This is a genomic window from Paenibacillus chibensis (assembly GCF_004001045.1).
Lineage (GTDB): Bacteria > Bacillota > Bacilli > Paenibacillales > Paenibacillaceae > Paenibacillus_AQ > Paenibacillus_AQ chibensis.
This window is the reverse complement of record NZ_BIMK01000017.1, coordinates 115,536-136,078: the sequence shown is the minus strand read 5'-3', so window position 1 is coordinate 136,078 and position 20,543 is coordinate 115,536. Positions and strand designations below refer to the sequence as shown.

Here is a 20,543-nt window from a genome sequence, read left to right as displayed (position 1 = left end):
GAGTGCTCATATACGCACCGTAACCTGTACCAAGCGGCAGCGATTCCTTACGCCTCGCTCCTCTCAGGTTGAGGAGGAACTAAACGGTCTACCCCGCCCATGTACGGCCGCAGCGCTTGAGGAATATATATGCTGCCGTCCGCCTGCTGATGATTCTCGAGCAGCGGAATGAGGATGCGGGGCGAAGCGACGGCGGTATTATTCAGCGTGTGGCAGTACTGCAAATTTCCTTCCTCGTCGCGGTAGCGGATATTCGAGCGCCGGGCCTGGAAGTCCAGCAGGTTCGACGACGAATGGGTCTCGCCATAAGCCGCTCGGCTGGGCATCCAGGTCTCGATATCATACTGCTTATAGGTTTTCTGCGACATGTCTCCCGTGCAGACGGACATCACCCGGTATGGAAGTTCAAGCAGCTGGAGGATGCCTTCGGCATGACCGGTAATCTCCTGAAGGACGGCTTCCGATACCGCCGGATCATTCTTGCAGAGCACGACCTGCTCCACTTTGGCGAACTGATGGACGCGGTACAGGCCGCGGACGTCGCGTCCGGCCGAGCCGATTTCGCGGCGATAGCATGCCGACATGCCGGCCAGGCGGATCGGCTGCGCCGCATCCACGATTTCATCGCTGTAATACGAGACAAGCGATACTTCCGACGTGCCGACCAGCCACTTGCCTTCATCGGCCAGCTCGAACGTCTGGTCCTGGCCGGTCGGAAAGAAGCCCGTCCGGTTCAGTGCCTCGGGACGTACCATGACCGGCACGTCCATCGGCGTAAATCCCCGGGCCGCGAGGTAATCCAGGGCGAGCCGCTGTACGGCAAGGTGAAGATAGAGCCCGGCTCCCTTCAGGTAATAGTTGCGCGTGCCTGCCGTTTTCACGCCGCGCGGAATATCGATCATGTCATGCATTTCGCCGAGCGTCACATGATCCCGCAGCTCAAACGCAAACGAAGGAACTTCGCCGACCCGGCGGACCTCGACGTTGTCGTTATCGTCTTCGCCGACTGGCGTATCGGGCGATACGATATTGGGCGCGAGCATTAGCATCTCCGACACGTTACGCTCGGCCTCCTGCAGCTCGGTCTCCAAACGGCCGAGGTCCTCGTTCAGCTCCTTGACCCGGGCCATCATCGGCTCCGCGGCCTCCTTGCGGCCCTCCTTCATCAGCGGGGCGATCTCTTTGCTCAGCTTATTGCGCTCTGCCCGCAGGCTTTCTGTCTGCAGCAGCAGATCTCTGCGCGTGACATCCCATTCCAGCAGTTTTTCCACCTGAAAGGGAATATGCTTGTGTATCGCCGTTTGTTGTACCTGTGCCGCTTTTTCGCGGATAAATTGCATCGTTAACATCGTTTGTTTAAGCTCCTTTGTCCGTAAAAATACAAAAAGCGCCCTCATCCTTTGGGACGAGGAGCGCTTGCTCGCGGTGCCACCCAACTTGACCGGACTGCCGTTTGGGCAGGAGCCGATCCTCTTGGTTCCGCGGTAACGGACGGAAAGCCGGTCAACTTAGGGAGAAGGCAGGGCCTTGCTCCGGTCGAAAACGCCTCACAGTTGGATGCTGATCATAGGCATAATGATTGCTGTTCGATTCTTTTGGCTTAGTATAGCGTAAACCGGTTTCCGGCGCAATATGCATTCCGGAAAAGATGTACAGTGTTCATCCGCCGTTTTTGTATGCCTTTTCTGAATCAAAATATGGACTAAAGATTCGGAAGGATTTTTCTGGCCGCCAGAATGAGCCATGTACACAGTACAAACGACATCGTCAGTCCCGGGAGTCCGAAAGGCAAAAGCCAGGTGTCCAGACTTGCCGTCACCGGTACGGAGAGGATGGCCGCAATGATTCCCGTCCATGGCGCAAAACGGCTTTTCGCATCAAACACGGCAGCAACCGCCAACATCGTTAACACGGCGTTATATCCGTAAAGCCCTAGGTTGATCGGAGAGACCTCGGCTCCTAATCCATAAGCGGTTAACCAAGCAATGACGGAACCGATGATCGCATACAGCCCAAGCCGCCATCCGGCCCAAATTACACCCGCAAGGATGATGATTCCTGACCAGAAATAATCCTGGAAAAAAACTTGTCCAATCCCGTTCACGAGCCCGTGTAACAGGTTTGGTGTACCTTCGGAATGCAGCTTCCAGTGCGAAAGATCCTGCGGAACGAGCCCCGGATTTAGCTGGAAAGCCCCCAAACGGTAAGAAGCAAGCAGCAGAAACCAAGTCAGCACGATATACGGAAAGGTCAGCACCGGCATCTTGGCATTGCGCATGACATGCATCATGGCGGCGGTAAAAAGTGCGGCGACAGCGGCCCCGGCCAAAGCGATGACCCAGCGCATGCCTCCCTCCAAATTCAAGGCTAAGGCAATTCCCGCCAACACCGAGTTATATCCGAGCAAACCTTGGTTAACAATGGTTTTATCCCCTCCGGCTAATCGGCCGATGACAACGGATATGAATGCTGACAGCAGGGCGATGAAACCGATGGGAATAGAGGATAACAGGATGGCAATTAAAATCAGGAGTCCGGTAACAGCATTTTCAATCAATATGACTTGGGAGATGGCTTTAAAGGTGGCAGAAATGAAAGAATACAACGTTCCCTCACGCAATGAATTCCGATTGTCCGTGTCCATGATGATCTCCTTTAATGGGTTTACATTATATAACAAGTTGAATATGAATATTGTTATATATATAATTTATGATATATTAAGGCGGAGAGGTAATCAAATCCATATCTCTTCATTTTGGCTCAAATATGTATAAATATTCAGTCATCACAAACGGAAACAGAAAGTTGAACAAGCTTAAAACATGACAATAAGGAGGCTAAACCCATGCAATTGTTACCGCGTGAGATGGATAAACTTTTGATCGTAGTCGCCGCAGATCTTGCCAAGCGAAGAAAAGCAAGAGGACTCAAGCTGAACCATCCTGAGGCCATTGCCTATATTACCTACGAAGTGCTGGAAGGGGCGCGGGATGGAAGGACCGTCGCCGAACTGATGGAATACGGCGCTACCATTTTGACCCGTGAAGATGTAATGGAAGGGATTCCGGAGATGATTGATGACATTCAGGTTGAGGCCACCTTTCCGGACGGAACCAAACTGGTAACCGTACATAGTCCCATTCGGTAAACAACCAAACGTATAGGAGGAACATTCAAATGATACCTGGCCAAATTTTTTTGAAGGAAGAAGATATAATTTGCAATGCTGGAAGACTGGCGTCGAGAACGACGGTGAAGAACACCGGGGACCGGCCCGTTCAAGTCGGTTCTCACTTTCATTTTTATGAGGTCAATGAAGCTCTGCAGTTCAATCGCGAGGATGGCTTCGGGAAACATTTGAATATCCCGGCGGGAGCTGCGGTGCGGTTTGAGCCCGGCGACGAGAAGGAAGTCGAGCTCGTATGCTTTGCCGGAGAACGCCGTGTCTATGGATTTAACAACAAAACCGATGGATCTGTGGAAAGCGGGTGCCAGCAATGAGCTTTAGAATGCCAAGAACCCAATACTCTCAAATGTACGGACCGACAACGGGAGATTCGATTCGTCTTGCCGATACGGACTTGATTATTCAGATTGAAAAGGATTATTCATCCTCATCCTACGGCGATGAAGTCGTTTTTGGCGGCGGTAAAGTGATTCGCGATGGAATGGGTCAGCATCCTTTGGTTACCCGCGGAGACGGAATCCCCGATGTGGTCATTACCAACGCCATTATTTTGGATTACACGGGCATTTATAAAGCGGATATCGGGATTCGCGACGGGAAGATTGCGGGAATCGGAAAAGCCGGCAATCCATTGGTGATGGATAACGTGGACATCATCATCGGAGCTTCCACGGAAATTATTGCAGGGGAAGGCATGATCGTGACGGCGGGCGGCATTGATACGCATGTTCACTTCATTAATCCTGCGCAGATCGAGACGGCCTTATCCTCCGGCCTCACGACGCTGATCGGCGGAGGAACGGGCCCTGCTGCGGGTTCCAAAGCGACGACCGTTACTCCGGGCGCATGGAATATCCAGCGGATGCTCGAGGCGGCGGAAGGAATGCCGATTAACGTCGGTTTTACCGGAAAGGGACAAGCTGCAACCGAAGAACCGCTTGCCGAGCAAGTACGGGCCGGAGCCATCGGACTGAAGGTCCATGAGGACTGGGGCGCGACGGCATCAGCGCTGGATCATGCATTAAGCGTGGCTGACAAGTACGATGTGCAGGTTGCGGTTCATGCGGATACCTTGAATGAAGGCGGCTTCATGGAGAACACGATGGCTGCCATCAAAGACCGGGTAATCCATATGTACCATACGGAAGGCGCAGGCGGCGGACATGCCCCGGATTTGATCAAATCGGCCAGCTACATGAATGTGCTTCCGTCGTCTACCAATCCGACGCTGCCTTATACGGTGAATACGATCGATGAACATTTAGATATGCTCATGGTGTGCCACCATTTGAATCCGTCGATCCCTGAGGATCTTGCTTTTGCGGATTCCCGCATTCGCCGTGAAACCATTGCAGCCGAAGATATCCTGCAGGATATGGGCGTATTCAGCATGGTGAGCTCGGATGCGCAGGCCATGGGACGCATCGGCGAAGTCATTTTGCGTACATGGCAAACCGCGGACAAAATGAAAAAACAACGGGGAACGATGCAGGGGGACAGCGAGCTCTCGGATAACCACCGTGCCAAGCGCTTTGTCGCCAAGTATACGATCAATCCGGCGATCACGCACGGGATTTCGGAGTACGTAGGTTCGGTTGAGGTCGGGAAAATGGCGGATCTGGTCCTGTGGTCGCCGGCCTTCTTCGGCGTGAAGCCTGAAATGATCATCAAAAACGGATTTGTCGTTCAAAGCTTGATGGGTGATGCCAATGCCTCCATTCCGACGCCGCAGCCTGTTATCTATCGTCCGATGTACGCCCAATACGGAAAGGCTCTTTCCCGAAGCTCGGCCACGTTCATTTCGCAGCATGCCTTCGACCATAAAGTCCACGAGCAATTGGGCCTTGAGAAAATCATTCTCCCGGTTCATGGCATCCGTACATTAACGAAGAAAGACATGAAGCTGAACAGCGAGACGCCTGAAATTACGGTGGATCCGCAAACCTATGAAGTCAGAGTGAACGGGGAGCTCATTACATGTGAGCCTGTTGACAGAGTACCGATGGGGCAACGCTATTTCCTATTTTGAGGTGAAAATACATTGATTATTGAACAAGTCGTAACCAATATCGAAAGCTTGGATAAAGATGAAGTCGGGAAACGCCATATGGAAAAGGTGTACATGGAGAGCGCTGATCTGGTGAAGCGAGTCCAGCGGGTCAAAACCGACCATGGGAAGGAAATCGGCATCCGTCTGAAAGACCAGCGAGACCTGGTCGCGGGCGACATTCTATTCATGGATGACAAAAATATCATCATGATCGATGTCCTCTCGGATGACCTCATCGTCATCAGTCCGCGGAGCTTGAAGGAAATGGGGACGATCGCCCATCAGCTCGGCAACCGTCATCTTCCGGCCCAATTTGAAGACGAGGAAATGCTGGTCCAATATGATTACCTGGTGGAGGAATTGCTGCAGCAGCTGGAAATCCCGTATCAACGGGAAGAGAGGAAAGTCAAACAGGCATTCCGCCACATCGGCCACAGCCATGGATAAAAACACATTATCCTTATTCCAGCTCTGCGATTCCAACTTTCCAACCGGAGCCTTCAGTCATTCATACGGTCTCGAAAGTTACATCCAGGACGATCTGGTGCATGATCCGGCGACGTTTGCCAAGTGGCTTCATGTGTATGTCAATGAGCAGCTTGTCCATTCCGACGGCCTGGCTTCCCGTCTCGTATACGATGCATTGCAGGCTGAGAATCTGGAAGCGGTGTGGAAGATGGACCGCATGCTGACCGTCCAGAACCTGCCCCGGGAAACGAGGGAAGGGACGCAAAAGATGGGCGACCGGATGTTGAATCTTGTAGGCTCCTTGTATGATGTGCCCGTGATGTCGCTCTACCGGGACCGGATCCGGAAGAAGCAGAGCTTCGGACATCCCGCGATCGTATTCACGATGATCGGGCATCATCTTGGCGTTTCGCAATCCACCACGATCGTATATTATTTGTATTCCGTGATTTCCAGCCTCGTGCAAAATGCGGTGCGCGCGATTCCTCTGGGCCAGACAGCCGGCCAGAAAATTCTTCAAGAATTCCATGGGGCGCTGATGGAGGCCGTGGACAAGATCCTGAGTCTGGATGAAGAGGATTTCGGCATCATCTCACCGGGCCTGGAATTATCGCAAATGCAGCATGAACGCGTTAATATTCGAATTTTTATGTCTTAATATCAACTACAGAAAGAAGTGTATATGATGGAACCGATCAAAATTGGTATTGGAGGACCTGTCGGCGCAGGAAAAACCATGCTTGTTGAGAAATTGACCCGGCATATGGAGGGCGATATCAGCATGGCGGTCGTCACGAACGATATTTACACCAAAGAGGATGCCAAATTTCTGATGGCCAACGGCGTGCTGCCGGCCGATCGCATCATTGGCGTGGAAACCGGGGGATGCCCGCACACGGCCATCCGTGAAGATGCTTCTATGAACTTTGCGGCCATCGACGAATTGAAAGAGAAGCATCCGGATGTGGAGCTTATTTTCGTCGAGAGCGGAGGGGATAATCTTGCGGCGACCTTCAGCCCGGAGCTGGTGGATTTCTCGATCTACATCATCGATGTGGCACAAGGCGAGAAAATCCCGCGTAAAGGGGGACAAGGCATGATTAAATCCGACTTGTTCATTATCAATAAAACGGATCTGGCACCTTATGTCGGTGCGAGCCTGGAAGTCATGGAGTCCGATACGAAGGTTTTCCGCGGAAACAAGCCGTTTGTATTTACGAATCTGAAGGATAATAAAGGACTTGATCAGGTAATCAGCTGGATCAAAGAGAATGCCTTCCTCAAAGGATTGGAATAGGATGAAGGATTGGACAGGGATTCTGCGATTGGAAGCTGAAGAACGAAACGGAAAAACTGTCGCCAAAAACGTATATTTCCAAGGAGCATATAAGGTCATGCGTCCCGTGTATCATGATCAATCCGGACAAGCATGCTATTATATTCTGAATCCGGGCGGAGGTTATTTGGACGGGGATCGTTATCAAATGAAAATTTCATTAAAGGAAGAAGCCCGCCTGACCTTAACCACGCAATCGGCTACGAAAATATACAAGACACCCAACCAGCCCGCGTATCAGGAGACGGAAATCAGCCTTAAAAGGGGCAGCTTTCTCGAGTATATTACCGATCCGCTTATCGGTTATAAGGACGCCCGATATCTGCAAAAAACGGTAGTCAAAATGGAGCAAGGCGCGACCTTTCTGTACTCCGATATCATTACCTCGGGCTGGTCGCCGGAAGGAGAGCAATTTAGTTATGACCGGCTGCAATTGATCAATGAAATCTATATGGATGATGAATTGGTCGTCTTCGATCATATTAAATTGAATCCGGCGAACCACCACATGGCCTCTATAGGCTACATGGAAGGTTATTCGCATTTGGGATCCATGATGGTGGTCGGGGAACAGGTAAGTGCCGATCTTCTGGACCAGCTGTACCATGCGGTTCAGGAGCATCATGACGGATGTAAGATCGGCCTGTCCTTGCTGCCGGTACCGGGGCTGATCGTTCGGGTCTTAGCTAACTCAACGCAAACCATCGAGAAAATTCATAGTCTATGTCACCATATCATTCGCCGGGAGCTATTTCATACAACCCCATCCTTTCTGAGAAAATATTAATGCCGAAGACCCAGCAACCGAATGGTTGCCGGGTTTTTCACAGAATAGATACTACCTGAGAACTATAAAAGAGGTTACAATTAAAAACGATTGCAGGTACCCTTAGTTGAACAGGTCGGGTTGGTTGAAATAGTTTTTCAAATGAAGATAAGGAATGAAGACGTTATGAATACTCTTGGTTATGCGATTCTCAGTGTATTAGGCAGAAATCCATGTTCCGGTTATCAATTGGCAACCCATTTAGAGGTGTTATGGCCCGCAAAGCACAGTCAGATTTATCCTCTGTTAACCAAAATGGAGCAGAATGGGCTCGTCGTGTTTGAGCATGTCGAGCAGACGGGCAAGCCTGATAAGAAAATATTTTCCATTACGGAAAAGGGAAAAGAAGCTTTGGGAGCTTGGATAGCCGAAAAACCTGCCGATTCCATCCTCCGGGATGAGTTTCTGATCAAGATCTATTCGATGTGGACGGCAGATGAGAATCATGCGACAGAGTTAATTCACGAACGGATCGCGAAATTAGAGCATAAGGTGGCTTTACGCGACAAGAAAATAGCCACCGTGGAGGACGAGCATAGAAATGTCTCATCCAAGCATTTTGGACGCTATGTTCTGTTGAATCGGAGCAATCTTTTAGATAAAGAAGAGATCTCGTGGTGCCAGTGGGTCTTGAAGCTGCTGGAGAATTCCAATGTGATCAGATTTTCGTTGGGAATCGCAAGTGCAGTAACATTCAATAAAATCATTCAAAGTATTTCTTTTTTTAGTGAAATCTAAATAATATAAATCATCATCTTCAAAATAACGGGTTATCGGAGGGATGAACCGGAAGCGGATGGGACAAACAAATTAACCATGGAGTGAAAGGTAGAAGCGATGAAATTTATTTGGAATCGTTATATGTTAGGTGTTTTGATCATTCACGTCATTGGACTCATTGCGTTATTTACCGTGGTACCTTCTCATCCAGCCTTTATCGGTATGGGAATCGCAGCGTATGTGTTTGGTGTTCGCCATGCTTTTGACATTGACCATATTGCCGCGGTGGACAATACGATCCGCAAATTGATTGCTCAAAAGAAGGATTCCCGTGGCGTAGGGTTCTTCTTCTCATTAGGGCATTCCACCGTTGTTTTTTTATTGGCTGTGTTAACCGCGATCTCCGTCAAGTTCGTCGCCAAATACATGCCCAGCATGCAGGATATAGGCGGCATCATCGGTGTGTCGGTATCGGGTGTTTTTCTGGTATTTTTATCGATTCTGAATTTGATGCTGTTCGTTCAGCTGTGGAAAACGTTCCGCAAGATGAAAGAAGAAAAGATTCAGGAATCGGATCTGGAAAAAATGTTCGAGGCAAAGGGCTTTTTCACCCGCTATCTGGGCTCCTTGTTTAAGGTGGTCACGAAAAGCTGGCATATTTACCCGATCGGTTTCTTATTTGGACTCGGCTTCGATACGGCCACGGAAATATCACTGTTAACCATGTCGGCGGGTGCGGCGAACAATCATCTTCCCGTTCTCGGGATTATCGCGCTCCCTCTGCTATTTGCGGCGGGCATGAGTTTATTTGATACGCTCGATGGCTTGATGATGACCAAAAGCTATGCCTGGGCCAATGACAGACCGGTCCGTAAGGTATACTACAATTTGATTGTCACCGCGATTTCCGTCGTGGCGGCGCTGGCGGTCGGAATCGTTGAACTGGCCCAAATTACGACCGAAAAGCTTCATTTATCAGGCGGCGTATGGGATGTGATCGCATCCGTTGATTTTGGCAATTTGGGTTACTTCTTGGTCGTGGCATTTTTAGCGATTTGGGGTCTAGCCGTTTTTATATGGAAGTATTATAAAATCGAAGAGCGGTATACGGTGAAATAGAATCCGATTCGATGGGGCTGATTTGCTGTGGTCCATCGGAAGGATTAAACAAGGGGCGAAGCGGGACATTCCTGCTTCGTCCCTTCATGTTTAGGCCCCCGGAAAAAGGAGATTTGTCGCTCACAATGGCACTCGCTGAATAGGTGCTCAGGAACCCATGGGGCTGCGCCTGCTTATAATAAGAGAAGAGAAGCATCAGATTCAGGCGATCCGGCCCATGCGTTCATGCGCGGCCGAACAAAAGAGGTGCATACCGTTGAGTCGTATAGTCATCCTGAATGGAGGTCCCTTCCTCACGTCACGGCTGATGGGAGTAATACAGCATGCGGAAGTGCATGCAGCGGGAAGGGGGCATGAGCTGCACCGGATTGATGTGGTCAAGCTGCCTGCCGAAGATCTGATTCTGGCACGGATCGATAGTAAGAAAATCGCTTCCGCCAATCGGCTGCTTGCGGGAGCGGAAGCCGTCATCATGGCGAGCCCGGTATTCCAGGCTTCATATACGGGCCTGCTCAAGACTTTCTTGGATACGGTGCCGAAAAAGGGCCTCTCCGGGAAAATCATATTGCCCTTATTCATCGGCGGCAGCCTGGCGCATCTGCTCGCGATGGATTATGCCTTAAAGCCGGTACTGTCAGCGCTGGGTGCGAGGCATATTCTGGGAGGCGTCTTTGCCGTCGATTCACAGATTGCCCGTGAGGAGTCCGGCGCCATGACGCTCGCGCCAGAGCTTGTCGAACGACTGGATGCGTCGCTGGAGGAGCTGTTTGCAGAGCTGGAAAAGCGTAACCTTATGCGGGCCGGAGGGAATAATGGGGCAGACGCCCCCGATGCTTGCACGGCCTTGATCGGCAGCTTGGGGGTCCAGATCCATCGGAATGTCCGCTGATCCGCAGCCATTGTATGCAGCCCTTCAACAAGAAAGAGCCTGTGATCCAAGGATCACAGGCTCTTTTTAAGAGAACTTAATATAACTATACCATTTGAAGCTTGCCTTCTTACAGGTCGTCAAATCCGTTGTCGTCTCCGACCTTGCCGTAGTTGCGGGATTTGGCTTCGAAGAAGTCGGTTTTGGTTGCGTTCAGAGCTTCGTCGGAGAAGGGGCGGATCCAAGGCATGCAGTTGGAATCCACGCCTTGATAAGCCTTCTCCATGCCCATCAGTTTCAGGCGCTTGTTGGCGATGTATTTGATGTAGTCGGACAGCTCGTTCAGATCAATGCCGCGGTTGTTCTGGAGCGTGTAATGAGCCCAGTTCGTTTCCAGCTCTACTGCGCGGTCGATCGTACGGTAGACGTAGTCCATGTTCTCCGGCGTGTTCAGCTCAGGGAAGTCCTTCAGCAGCTGCTTGAACACTTCGCCGAAGAAGTAGCAGTGCTGGTTCTCGTCGCGCTGGATGTAGGAGATCATCTGACTGGTCGCCATCATCTTCTGGTCACGGGCCAGGTTGTAGAAGAAGGCGAAGGTGCTGTAAAAGAAAATCCCCTCAAGAATCAGGTCAGCGACGAGCGCGCGGAAAAAGGTCTGCGGCGTTTGTTCGTCGCGGAACTCCTGATAAATTTCAGAGATGAAGCGATTGCGGTCGAGAAGGACCGGATCATGCTTCCAGTATTCGAAAATCTCTTTTTGCTCCTGCTCCGATACGATGGAAGAGAGCACGTAAGAATACGATTGGTTGTGGACAACCTCTTGCTGTCCGATGATCGCCGAGATGGCTTCCAGCGAGGAATCCGTGAAGTATCTTTTCACGTCGCCGACGAACATCGTTTGCATGGAGTCGAGCACCGCCAGCAAGGAGATATTGATTTTGAAGGTGCGCTGCTCGTCCGCATCCAGAAGCGGGAACTGCTGCGCGTCCTTCGCCATCGGAATTTCGTCCGCGATCCAGTGGTTGAGCAACAGCACTTTGTACAATTTATACATATGAGGCATGCGGATATCGTTCCAGTTCAGGATACCCGAGCATTCGCCTTCGATAATTTTTGTAGATTGGTTAGGCGCTTCGGAATTGAAAATTTTCTGTAATTGCACCGTCCGTTCACTCCTTCAGGGATTGGTTTAAGCATCTATATCAACATCGGCAGGATGCTGTAATCGTATGAGGGTGTTGCAAATGGGGCAGAAAACAAGCCGTGGGCCGACCAAATTTTGCGAAGCAAAACAGGGGGGCCCTGGCATAGTTAGTAGCAGTTAAAATGTTTTAAATAATGCAGCAATATTACAGCGTGTCCCATAGCAATGTTGCAAAGCAACGAGCGGGGGGACGAAAGCGCTCCTAGCACACCGTCACCAACAAGCGCCGCATACCCTGCCGCAGCCAAAATTTCGGGTGTCCAGAGGGCAGGAGCCCTCGGGGCCCTCCCTTAAGAAGGGAGGGTTTGGGAGGGTTGGGAAAAGGCCTTTTTCATAAACTTTACGATGCGCAAGACTCACACTCTTCAATCGTCAGCGCACGGCTGCGTACATAATACGTCGATTTGATGCCCGCTCTCCAGGCATGCAAATGCAGCTCAAGGAAGTCGGCTGCGCGGATATCCGGGCGGACGTACAGGTTGAAGCTTTGGCCCTGGTCCACGTGGCGCTGGCGGGCAGCAGCCATTTTGATGGACCAGTTCTGGTCGATCATGAAGGCCGTTTTATAGTACCAGATCGTTTTCTCGGAGAGATCCGGAGCCGGATTGGCAATTTTATAGGTTGTTTTCTCTTCGTAAGAAAGCAGATCATACAGCGGGTCGATACTGGCGGTGGAACCGGCAATAATCGAAGTCGACCCGTTAGGCGCGATGGCGAACAGCCATGCGTTGCGGACGCCGTTTGCCTGCACTTCCTTTTGCAGCTCCGTCCACGCTTCGGTCGTCACGAATTTGCCTACATGCTCGTCGTCCGTGTAGCCGCGGCTGTCGAAGTAAGAGCCGTTTTCCCAGTCGGAGCCTTTGAATTTCGGATAATGACCTTTTTCCTTGGCCAGCTCCATGCTGGAACGGATGAGCAGGTAGTTGATTTTCTCGTACAGGTTGTCATTGTATTCGACGGCAGCATCGGACTCCCAGCGGATACCCTCCAGGGCCAGCAGATGGTGCAGGCCGAAGGTGCCGAGACCGACCGCGCGGTATTGACTGTTAGTGTACTGCGCCTGCAGCACTTCGATGTTGTTGATGTCGATGACGTTGTCCAGCATGCGCACCTGGATCGGAATCAGACGCTCCAGCACGCCGGCCGGCACGGCGCGGGCCAGATGAATGGAGTTTAGATTGCAGACAACGAAGTCGCCAGGAATTTTGGAAATGACGATGCGGGTTTGTCCATCCTTCGTCACGAGCTCTTCCTTTTCCACGACCGTCGGCGATTGGTTCTGCATAATTTCCGTGCACAGGTTGGAAGAATACACCATGCCATGGGCACGGTTCGGGTTGGCGCGGTTCACCGTATCGCGATAGAACATGTAAGGTGTACCGGTTTCCAGCTGGGATTTCATCACACGCTTCATGATGTCGATCGCAGGCACCGTGATGCGGGACAGCAGCGGATGCGCCACCGCCTCGGCATATTTTTCGCGGAAAGCGCCTTGGCCAACGGTTGCGTCGTAGAAATCCTCCAGACCGAGCGGCGTGCCGTTCTCGTCTTTCCAGCCCATAACCTTCTTCACTTCATGCGGACAGAACAGATTCCACTCGCTGCGTTCCTCGACAGCTTCCATGAACAAGTCAGGGATGCATACGCCGTGGAAGACGTCATGAGCTCTCATGCGCTCGTCGCCGTTGTTCAGCTTCAGGTCGAGGAAGGCCAGAATGTCTTTGTGGAAGACATCCAGGTAAACCGCCACTGCGCCTTTACGCGTGCCAAGCTGGTCAACGCTGACGGCGGTGTTGTTCAGCTGGCGGATCCAAGGGATGACGCCGGAGCTGGTGTTTTTATGGCCGCGAATGTCGGATCCGCGGGCACGAACCTTGCCGAGGTATACCCCGATGCCTCCGCCCATTTTGCTCAGACGCGCTACGTCTGTATTGGAATCGAAAATGCCTTCCAGCGAATCGTCCACGGTATCGATAAAGCAGCTGGACAGCTGTCCTGCGACCTTTTTGCCGGCATTGGACATGGTTGGTGTGGCTGCGGTCATGTAAATGTTGCTCATTGCCCAGTAAGCTTCTTTGACAAGCTCCATGCGTTTCTCGGCCGGCTCGGTGTGCATCAGATACATGGCGATGACCATGTAACGCTCCTGAGGGAGCTCCATGACGCGGCCGTCGAAATCGCGGGCCAGGTAACGGTCGGAAAGCGTAAGAAGACCTATGTAGTCAAACAGCAAATCACGGCTGTGATCAATGCATTTGCCAAGCTCTTCAATCTGTTCTTTGGTGTAGCATTCGATAAGCTCTTCGCGGTAGATGCCCTTGTTCACCAGCTCGGAGATGAGAGGATACAAGTTGCCGTACGGCTCGTCCGGATAGGCTTTATAACGGCGGTTATAAGCCGCTTTTTTATATAAAGAAGTCAAAAGGGAGCGGGCTGCGGCGAACTTCCAGTTCGGCTCCTCCTTCGTTACAAGCTCAAGCGCCGACATCGTAAATGCGTTGCTGATTTCGTCTCCGGTCACTTCCTCCCGGCGCAGTTTACTGGTTACGCCGCGAAGCAGGCGCTCCTTATCGAGCGTCTCCAATCCTTCCAGAACGCGGTCCGCATAGACGGAAAGGCGGATTTCATCGAAAGCCAGCTGACGATTGTTCGGTTTGGTCACGAGCTGAGGCATGTACAGTTCCCCTTTCAAAATTGATAATATTGTAATAAAAAGAAAAATAAACCATAGAAAAGCAGAGTGTTACAGCGAGGAAGGAAACAGGGCCACACAAAAAGCATTTCCGGCGACCGAACGTGCGAATCGCGAAAATGCTGCATGTTATTAGGCACCAAAAATGGGCGCAGAAAGGCAACACGTTCCTATTCCTCGTAGGTATTGTGTGTACGAAACAGGCAGGTCTCCTGACTCCCGAAGCTTCCGTCGGCACCTTCCCGCGAGCGTCTCGCTTGCAGTGGCGTCTGCCGATGATTGCCGGGGTATGAAGCCTCCCGGCTGTCCGGTTACAGTGGCGGGACCGTGACGGATTTGCACCGTGCTTCCCTGTTAGGAACCGTAGGCTTTATGAAGCGTGGTTCACCTGTCTCTACTATATTTGGTTGTAGTCATACTAATTTAACCCAATATATTGTGTTTGTAAACACGATAATCTAAAATTGCAAGCAAGATGAATTATATCAGAGAAGTGCTATATTTGCTACTAAGGGGGTGAAGGAAGGGACTCGAAAATTGTCCGAAATTGCTCCTTTAAGGCCAAAAAAGCAGATATGGCGCGATAAAAAAATTTTTAAGACCCGGCTAGTGATTTTGCTATCTTTCCCGGAATTGGATACAATAAGGAAGATAAACGGCATGTACAAAACAGGCAAGATCCAGGGACAGGAGGAATCAAACCATGGCAATCGCAGAGGTAACCGTCATTCCCATCGGAACCGGGACGACCAGCTTAAGCTCTTATGTGGCCGAGATGCAGAACGTGCTGGCCGATCAGCAAGGAATAAGCTATCAGCTGACGTCAATGAGCACGATTATTGAAGGGGAGCTTGCGGATGTATGGAAGGCGATTTCGGCGCTGCATGAGGCACCGTTCCTTTCGGGAGCGCAGCGGGTATCCACTTCCGTCAAAATCGATGATCGACGCGACAAGGCGTCATCCAGCGAGCAGAAGCTGCAATCGGTGCGGTCAAAGCTGCAATAATTACCATGGATTCATTAGGTCTTGCATTTTGGAATGAAAGTTGTATAATAGTTTTTGTTTCGTTTGAACTTTTCAAGTGAAACAAGATGTAAGCTGGTGTAGCTCAGGGGTAGAGCAACGCACTCGTAATGCGTAGGCCGGGGGTTCAATTCCCTTCACCAGCATCCTTTAAAAGCCTTACAGGGCGCGGCATTCCGGATTTCCGGTGCCGCGTCTTTTCTATTTGATGAGCTGTACTTCTAACATTCTTCTAACCTTTAGTCAATTAAAGTGGTTTTTGGGGTGGGAATTCGTGTTCCGGTAATCGAATCGCCAATGTTTTTCAATACCGATTCCTGAAGGTTAGGGAGGACATGGGAATAAGTGTCGAGGGTGACGTTAATGGAGCTATGTCCTAGACGTTCCTGAACGATCTTGGGATGAATCCCTGCCTTTAGCAGCAGCGTCGCATGAGTATGCCGAAGATCATGGAATCGAATTTTCGGGAAATCTGAATGATCTTTTACGATTGCTTCCATAATACGATAAAAATGACGCATCAGATTACGCGGTCCAAGTGGGGTGCCGATACTGGTCTGAATAACAAGACCCGAATCGTTATATAAGGGATTGGTTTCTCGTTCCCGATCCTGATTCCTAAAGTGTGACTCCAGGAGTTTGACTGTGTCAACAAATAGCGCGATAGAGCGTACGCTGCTGTCGTTCTTTGTATCATCAAAGTCATGTCCGACTTCGGCCAATGTGTAGGCCTGGCGAACGGATGCTGTTTTTGTTTGCAGATCGACGTCAACTCTTCTTAAAGCCAGGATCTCGCTCTGTCGCATGCCTGTCGATGCTGCAAGTTCAAAAGCCATGTAATATTGATCCTTTGATGCAGCGTCAAGGAATACCCTGAGCTGATCTTCATTCCATACTTCGAATTTTTTCTTCTTCCCTTGGGGAAGATCAACATATTGGGCTACATTCTGAGAAAGCATTCCCCAGATAACGGCACGGTTAAGAGCATCAAGGATAAGGACATGCGCTTTTTTTATTGAACCTACGGACAGTTTGTCGATCAAAGTCTTATGATACAAATCATGAAGGTGTTGGGGCTTTAATTTGGTGACTAGTACGTTTCCCAGGTTGGGGATAATATGTGAATTAACCAGCCATTCATAGGACTTCCACGTTCCGTGCTTGACGGAGGTTTTCTTGTCTTCGAGCCAAGACTTCATGATTTCACCGAATGTCTTTTTAGAGGGCTCGACAAAGGTCCCTTTCATAAAATCCGATAGTACACTGGGTAGCGCTTTTTCTGCGTCTCTCTTTCTGTCGTAACCAGATAACCATTTTTGCTTTCTCTTTCCTGTGATTTCATCTCGGTCAAGATCAATGACAATGTAGTGTTTGTTGCCCTTCTTAGCGATGTGGCCTCTCATGATTATTCCCTCCTTAAAAGTATTTTCCTAAATAAACCACCCGTTCGATATCCTTCATGTGTAAGACGTACTGCTGCTTCCGACCGTATTTAAGATTTAAAACGGCAAAATTCACTCCGATCATACCATCCTTGTAGATCAAATCCTGAGCAAAAAGGCGTGTGCACCGGTTATAGTAAGGCAAATCCTCCAGCTCTAAGCGGTCGAAAGGACCATCCACGGAGAACAAGTAGTCAGCTGCTGAGTCGACAGCTTTCTCATCTGCCTCGATGACCAATTGTGACGGGCCGCTAACATCTGCTGATGAATCATAAAAAGCATATACGGTAGTGCCTACGGCCGGCTCTTGGTCCTTTGTCTCAATCGTTGTACAGCATTGAGAAGCTACAGCATCAAACTGCCCTTGAAGTATGCGACGCTCAATTTGAGCTAGTCGTTTTTCGGCAAATTGTAAAGTTACGTTGAAGTTATAAGCTATGTATTCTATTGCCTTTTGCCGATTGTCTGGGATGGGCATTCGGCTAACCATGAAAAAAGGAATAGCCGCATAAAACACGAAATTAAAAGCCTCATATTCTTGCGCCTGTGTAAATAAATCGGGCAGGATCATCTGATTCCCAACATGCCGGAGCAAATGGCAGAGTTCATGGAGGAAATCCATTCGCTGATCCTCCGGTGTAAGCCTTTCATCTATAAACATGCTTCGCATACCTGTCCTGGACTCCACAGCGCGACTCCTGGCTTCTGCATAATGCACCCATACGTTTAGACGATTTGATAACTCTGTAATGGTGATTTGTTGTGGCTCAGTAATCCCGTTTGTGTTGTAAAGATGCTCTACGAATTGCTCCAGTTCAGTTTTGCGATAATGTTCATACATGGTGAATTCCTCCAAAGTAAGAATGTATGTTCTGTTATGTGGGTAAAAAGAAAAGCCATTACTGGCTTGATTGTTTACTCACCTTGACGATCCTCTGGCTTACGGCCCTTTTCTTTTTCTTGTAAGATCTTGAAAATCAGTCGCATTTCCTCCCGGCGTTCGGCCGGAGCCTTAAGATAATCCTTGAAAAATATTCCGTGTTCTGGATCATTAATAAATTCTTCAAACTCAGCTTGTTCTTTAGATGAGTCTGATAGGTCTGGGTGTGCCTCATTAGTTCGACCGAGTAAATAGTCAGTCGTCGTATTTAGCGCATTAGCTATCAGGACTAGGGCTTCACTGGGTGGGGTGCTGTGACCATTCTCATAGTTACTGATCGTCCCTTTTGTTGAATTGATTTTATTACCTAGGTCTTCTTGGGTTAGTCCTTTATTTTTTCTCAATCTAATAAGTCTATCGGGACGAAACAATGAAATTCCCCCTATTCCAAAAGTACAATTTAATTGTACATCAAAAAGAGAAATATAAAACAAAAGTACAAGAAAATTATTATTTATTATTGACTACAAGATTCTCATACTCTATAATCAGGCTATAAGTACAAGAAACTTATACAAAAAGAAGGTGATGAGTTTGAAAAAGAATCTAGCCTTGTCAGGCGCGCGTAAAGATAAAGGCCTAACTCAAGAAGAGTTAGCGGCATTACTAGGCTACTCGAAAGCAACAGTTAGTAATTGGGAGAATGGATATTCAAGTCCTTCTCTTAGCGACGCATTTAAGATATCAAGAATCTTGAACAAGGATATAAATAAACTTTTTTCAGGTCTGTATGTACAAGAATCTTATACTGATAGCGTTAAAGAGAGCGTATAGAGTGTCTGGATTACTTTTCTAAGGGAGGTAATAAACGTGGTGGATAAACCAGTCTTTTCAGAAACGGATGTTATAACCATTCCTGAATTAGCCAAACGTTTAAAAATTGATAAACAGAAGGCATATGACATTGTCAATGAACGGGGCTGTCCTCTGTATGATCTCGGTGGTGAAAGACAGAAACGTCTGATCTGGGGCGACTTTCTGGATTGGTATCGCCAAAGATACAGGGTTGCTTCTGGCAGCTAATAAAAGACAGCCGCCAGAGCGGTACCAGCTGCAGGCGGCGGAGGGGAATAAGGGGATTTGTTTTGCTCAAATAAATCATAACTGAATATTGTGCCACAAATCTATGAGGTTTATGAGCCAAATTGTCCACTTTGCTCCCTGAATTGTGATGATACCAGGAGAGGTGGAATTGGAATGTCAATCGGAGAGGTCTTACATGATTACCGAAAGCAGGCAGGCATGACCCAAGAGGAGTTTGCTGATCGAGTCCTCATTGATCGCTCATCCGTGGCTAAGGTGGAGAACGGAAAGCGTCCAGCACCCAGCAGCTTGATCCGCCAGGCAGCAAGTACGTTCGACGATCCGCGTTTATATCTCGCTGCACAGGAAGAAATCACTGGGGGAGCCAGTGTCCCGTGGTTGGATAATGCCGATCTGCACAGGGCAGCAACGCATCTTAAATCCATGGAAGAGACTGAGGAGGCAATTGCCGCAATGAAGACAGCTCCCATTATGAAGCGTCCCGATCAGCTGACGGTAGCGGATCGGGCTGCTATAAGGACAGCGATCTTCGAATGCGTGGAAGCTATTACAGCCTTAACCCATAACGTTGCAGTGTTATGCAAAGATTACGCATTTAGCTATATCGGAATCTGGAAAGAACATCGGGCTGAACTGAAGTCGAAAAAATACTTGAATTGAGAGGTGTATAGATGTGGTGCAGGAACGTTTAGCGGTGGATGCCTTACAGGCTGGCCGGGACGCAATACATAACCTGAAGTGGATCAGAAAGCATCCTGAAGCGATGTTGCCGGGGAAGTTAAAAGACGCAGAAGCTTATCTATGTGCAATGAAAACATTTGCGGAAGTGGAAATGAAAAACGCCCGGCGGGCAGGCCGAGCGCTTCGTTTGAAACATCGTATAAACATTCTCTTATCGTTCATTTTATTCCACAATCGGCAGAAAAGCAAGGCAGTATGACAGGCCTGTCGGCCCTGTCTCCCGGCGTCGGACAGTATTCTAACCATTCTCCTGTTCGGCGTCGAGAGATGCGGCTGACCGCATCAAAATGGAAAGGAGGCATTACAGGGTGAGCACAATTCCAGTGGATTTGATGCAGGATCGATATTGGCGAGGAACTCTCCATTTGTTTTTGAATCAGCCTCGACTTAAGAGCGTCTGCACCACGAAGTTCATTGACGTGGACGGTCGGACCATCAAGGCCGAAGCTCTGAAGCGTCAGGCGCAACCATGGAGTCATTCCGAGAAGTTCATGCTTCACTTGGCCCTTCACTTGTTCAACGAACGTCATAAGGTAAATCTGTCAGACATGGATTTCCTTGATCCAAATAACAAACGCTTGGCATTTCAGGCTATGCAGATGCGTTTCGAGGAGGTGTGAACATGAAGAAAGATGTATTTGCGCAGCGAGATATGACGCGCCGGAGCAAGCGGAAAAGATTACTTGCACTCTATGTAAAGCTCCTGGAAGGTGATTCGAGATCACGTGATGCAGTCATTAAAGAAGTGATGGAACTTAGAAACCTGCTGTTTATCGAAGATCCGGCTGAAACAGAAGAACCGATGAAACACAAAAAAAGAAGACCACGCCTGCCAGCGTGATCCCCGACTTGAAAAAATATTCATTTTTATAATACCAC

General features: G+C 49.4%; 24 protein-coding genes, 1 tRNA gene and 1 riboswitch. Of the genes, 18 read left to right on the top strand and 7 right to left on the bottom strand.

The genetic code is table 11. The annotated features are described in order from the left end of the window. Positions 1-47 precede the first annotated feature (47 nt). Positions 48-1,349, bottom strand: coding sequence for a serine--tRNA ligase (gene serS / locus PCH05_RS15125; protein WP_127603284.1), 1,302 nt, complete (start codon positions 1,347-1,349; stop codon positions 48-50). 353 nt (positions 1,350-1,702) lie between these two features. Next, positions 1,703-2,644, bottom strand: a complete 942-nt coding sequence (locus PCH05_RS15120) for an urea transporter (RefSeq protein ID WP_127603282.1) — start codon at positions 2,642-2,644, stop codon at positions 1,703-1,705. A 204-nt stretch (positions 2,645-2,848) separates the two neighbouring features. Here PCH05_RS15120 and PCH05_RS15115 point away from each other — a divergent pair, with 204 nt between their 5' ends. The 10 genes from PCH05_RS15115 to ssuE all read left to right on the top strand — a co-directional run bounded on the left by PCH05_RS15115 (position 2,849) and on the right by ssuE (position 10,598). Beyond that, positions 2,849-3,151, top strand: coding sequence for an urease subunit gamma (locus PCH05_RS15115; RefSeq protein ID WP_127603280.1), 303 nt, complete (start codon positions 2,849-2,851; stop codon positions 3,149-3,151). A gap of 29 nt (positions 3,152-3,180) precedes the next feature. Further along, entirely contained in the window at positions 3,181-3,504 is a 324-nt protein-coding gene (locus PCH05_RS15110) for an urease subunit beta (RefSeq protein ID WP_127603278.1), read from the top strand. After that, positions 3,501-5,219: an urease subunit alpha gene (ureC, locus tag PCH05_RS15105; RefSeq protein WP_127603276.1), complete on the top strand. Its 1,719-nt coding sequence runs from the start codon at positions 3,501-3,503 to the stop codon at positions 5,217-5,219. Before PCH05_RS15110 ends, ureC begins: the two co-directional genes overlap by 4 nt. 12 nt (positions 5,220-5,231) lie before the next feature. After that, positions 5,232-5,687 carry an urease accessory protein UreE gene (ureE, locus tag PCH05_RS15100; protein WP_127603274.1) on the top strand — a complete coding sequence of 152 codons (456 nt, stop codon included), beginning with the start codon at positions 5,232-5,234 and terminating at the stop codon, positions 5,685-5,687. Further along, on the top strand, positions 5,680-6,366 hold the full coding sequence (locus PCH05_RS15095) for an urease accessory protein UreF (protein WP_127603273.1): 687 nt from the start codon (positions 5,680-5,682) through the stop codon (positions 6,364-6,366). The genes ureE and PCH05_RS15095 overlap by 8 nt, the downstream gene beginning before the upstream one ends. Positions 6,367-6,393: 27 nt before the next feature. Beyond that, a complete protein-coding gene (gene ureG, locus PCH05_RS15090) occupies positions 6,394-7,005 on the top strand; it encodes an urease accessory protein UreG (RefSeq protein WP_127603271.1) in 612 nt (203 codons plus the stop codon). A gap of 1 nt (position 7,006) precedes the next feature. Continuing rightward, the gene (locus PCH05_RS15085; RefSeq protein ID WP_127603269.1) at positions 7,007-7,831 is read left to right on the top strand and encodes an urease accessory protein UreD; all 825 of its coding nucleotides are present in this window, start codon (positions 7,007-7,009) and stop codon (positions 7,829-7,831) included. Positions 7,832-7,951: 120 nt separating this feature from the next. Continuing rightward, on the top strand, positions 7,952-8,608 hold the full coding sequence (locus tag PCH05_RS15080; protein ID WP_127603267.1) for a PadR family transcriptional regulator: 657 nt from the start codon (positions 7,952-7,954) through the stop codon (positions 8,606-8,608). A 123-nt stretch (positions 8,609-8,731) separates the two neighbouring features. Then, positions 8,732-9,709 carry a HoxN/HupN/NixA family nickel/cobalt transporter gene (locus PCH05_RS15075; RefSeq protein ID WP_246049601.1) on the top strand — a complete coding sequence of 326 codons (978 nt, stop codon included), beginning with the start codon at positions 8,732-8,734 and terminating at the stop codon, positions 9,707-9,709. A 256-nt stretch (positions 9,710-9,965) separates the two neighbouring features. Continuing rightward, entirely contained in the window at positions 9,966-10,598 is a 633-nt protein-coding gene (ssuE, locus tag PCH05_RS15070; RefSeq protein WP_127603263.1) for an NADPH-dependent FMN reductase, read from the top strand. A gap of 109 nt (positions 10,599-10,707) precedes the next feature. Here the strand turns inward: ssuE and PCH05_RS15065 are convergent, their stop codons facing one another. Beyond that, positions 10,708-11,739, bottom strand: coding sequence for a ribonucleotide-diphosphate reductase subunit beta (locus tag PCH05_RS15065; RefSeq protein WP_127603261.1), 1,032 nt, complete (start codon positions 11,737-11,739; stop codon positions 10,708-10,710). Positions 11,740-12,121: 382 nt separating this feature from the next. After that, positions 12,122-14,455, bottom strand: a complete 2,334-nt coding sequence (locus PCH05_RS15060; RefSeq protein WP_127603259.1) for a ribonucleoside-diphosphate reductase subunit alpha — start codon at positions 14,453-14,455, stop codon at positions 12,122-12,124. A 203-nt stretch (positions 14,456-14,658) separates the two neighbouring features. Beyond that, positions 14,659-14,879: riboswitch (cobalamin riboswitch) on the bottom strand. Between the two features lie 297 nt (positions 14,880-15,176). Here PCH05_RS15060 and PCH05_RS15055 point away from each other — a divergent pair. Together PCH05_RS15055 and PCH05_RS15050 are read left to right on the top strand one after the other, a co-directional pair. Continuing rightward, on the top strand, positions 15,177-15,479 hold the full coding sequence (locus tag PCH05_RS15055; RefSeq protein ID WP_127603257.1) for an MTH1187 family thiamine-binding protein: 303 nt from the start codon (positions 15,177-15,179) through the stop codon (positions 15,477-15,479). A gap of 92 nt (positions 15,480-15,571) precedes the next feature. Further along, a tRNA-Thr gene (locus tag PCH05_RS15050) sits at positions 15,572-15,643 on the top strand. Positions 15,644-15,736: 93 nt separating this feature from the next. Here the strand turns inward: PCH05_RS15050 and PCH05_RS15045 are convergent. From PCH05_RS15045 to PCH05_RS15035, 3 genes are all read right to left on the bottom strand, one after another. Further along, entirely contained in the window at positions 15,737-16,900 is a 1,164-nt protein-coding gene (locus PCH05_RS15045; protein WP_127603254.1) for a site-specific integrase, read from the bottom strand. Between the two features lie 13 nt (positions 16,901-16,913). Further along, positions 16,914-17,780, bottom strand: coding sequence for an ImmA/IrrE family metallo-endopeptidase (locus tag PCH05_RS15040; RefSeq protein WP_127603252.1), 867 nt, complete (start codon positions 17,778-17,780; stop codon positions 16,914-16,916). Between the two features lie 74 nt (positions 17,781-17,854). After that, complete coding sequence (locus tag PCH05_RS15035) at positions 17,855-18,223, bottom strand: helix-turn-helix domain-containing protein (RefSeq protein ID WP_246049599.1); 369 nt, start codon at positions 18,221-18,223, stop codon at positions 17,855-17,857. A 190-nt stretch (positions 18,224-18,413) separates the two neighbouring features. Here PCH05_RS15035 and PCH05_RS15030 point away from each other — a divergent pair, with 190 nt between their 5' ends. From PCH05_RS15030 to PCH05_RS15005, 6 genes are all read left to right on the top strand, one after another. Then, the gene (locus PCH05_RS15030) at positions 18,414-18,653 is read left to right on the top strand and encodes a helix-turn-helix transcriptional regulator (RefSeq protein WP_246049597.1); all 240 of its coding nucleotides are present in this window, start codon (positions 18,414-18,416) and stop codon (positions 18,651-18,653) included. 36 nt (positions 18,654-18,689) lie between these two features. Continuing rightward, positions 18,690-18,902: a hypothetical protein gene (locus tag PCH05_RS15025; RefSeq protein WP_127603246.1), complete on the top strand. Its 213-nt coding sequence runs from the start codon at positions 18,690-18,692 to the stop codon at positions 18,900-18,902. Between the two features lie 174 nt (positions 18,903-19,076). Next, positions 19,077-19,583, top strand: a complete 507-nt coding sequence (locus PCH05_RS15020) for a helix-turn-helix domain-containing protein (protein ID WP_127603244.1) — start codon at positions 19,077-19,079, stop codon at positions 19,581-19,583. 13 nt (positions 19,584-19,596) lie between these two features. After that, positions 19,597-19,863 (top strand): hypothetical protein, encoded by a 267-nt coding sequence (locus PCH05_RS15015; protein ID WP_127603242.1) that lies wholly within the window; start codon positions 19,597-19,599, stop codon positions 19,861-19,863. A 109-nt stretch (positions 19,864-19,972) separates the two neighbouring features. Beyond that, positions 19,973-20,284 (top strand): hypothetical protein, encoded by a 312-nt coding sequence (locus PCH05_RS15010; RefSeq protein ID WP_246049595.1) that lies wholly within the window; start codon positions 19,973-19,975, stop codon positions 20,282-20,284. Between the two features lie 2 nt (positions 20,285-20,286). Then, on the top strand, positions 20,287-20,505 hold the full coding sequence (locus PCH05_RS15005; protein ID WP_127603238.1) for a hypothetical protein: 219 nt from the start codon (positions 20,287-20,289) through the stop codon (positions 20,503-20,505). Positions 20,506-20,543: the final 38 nt, after the last annotated feature.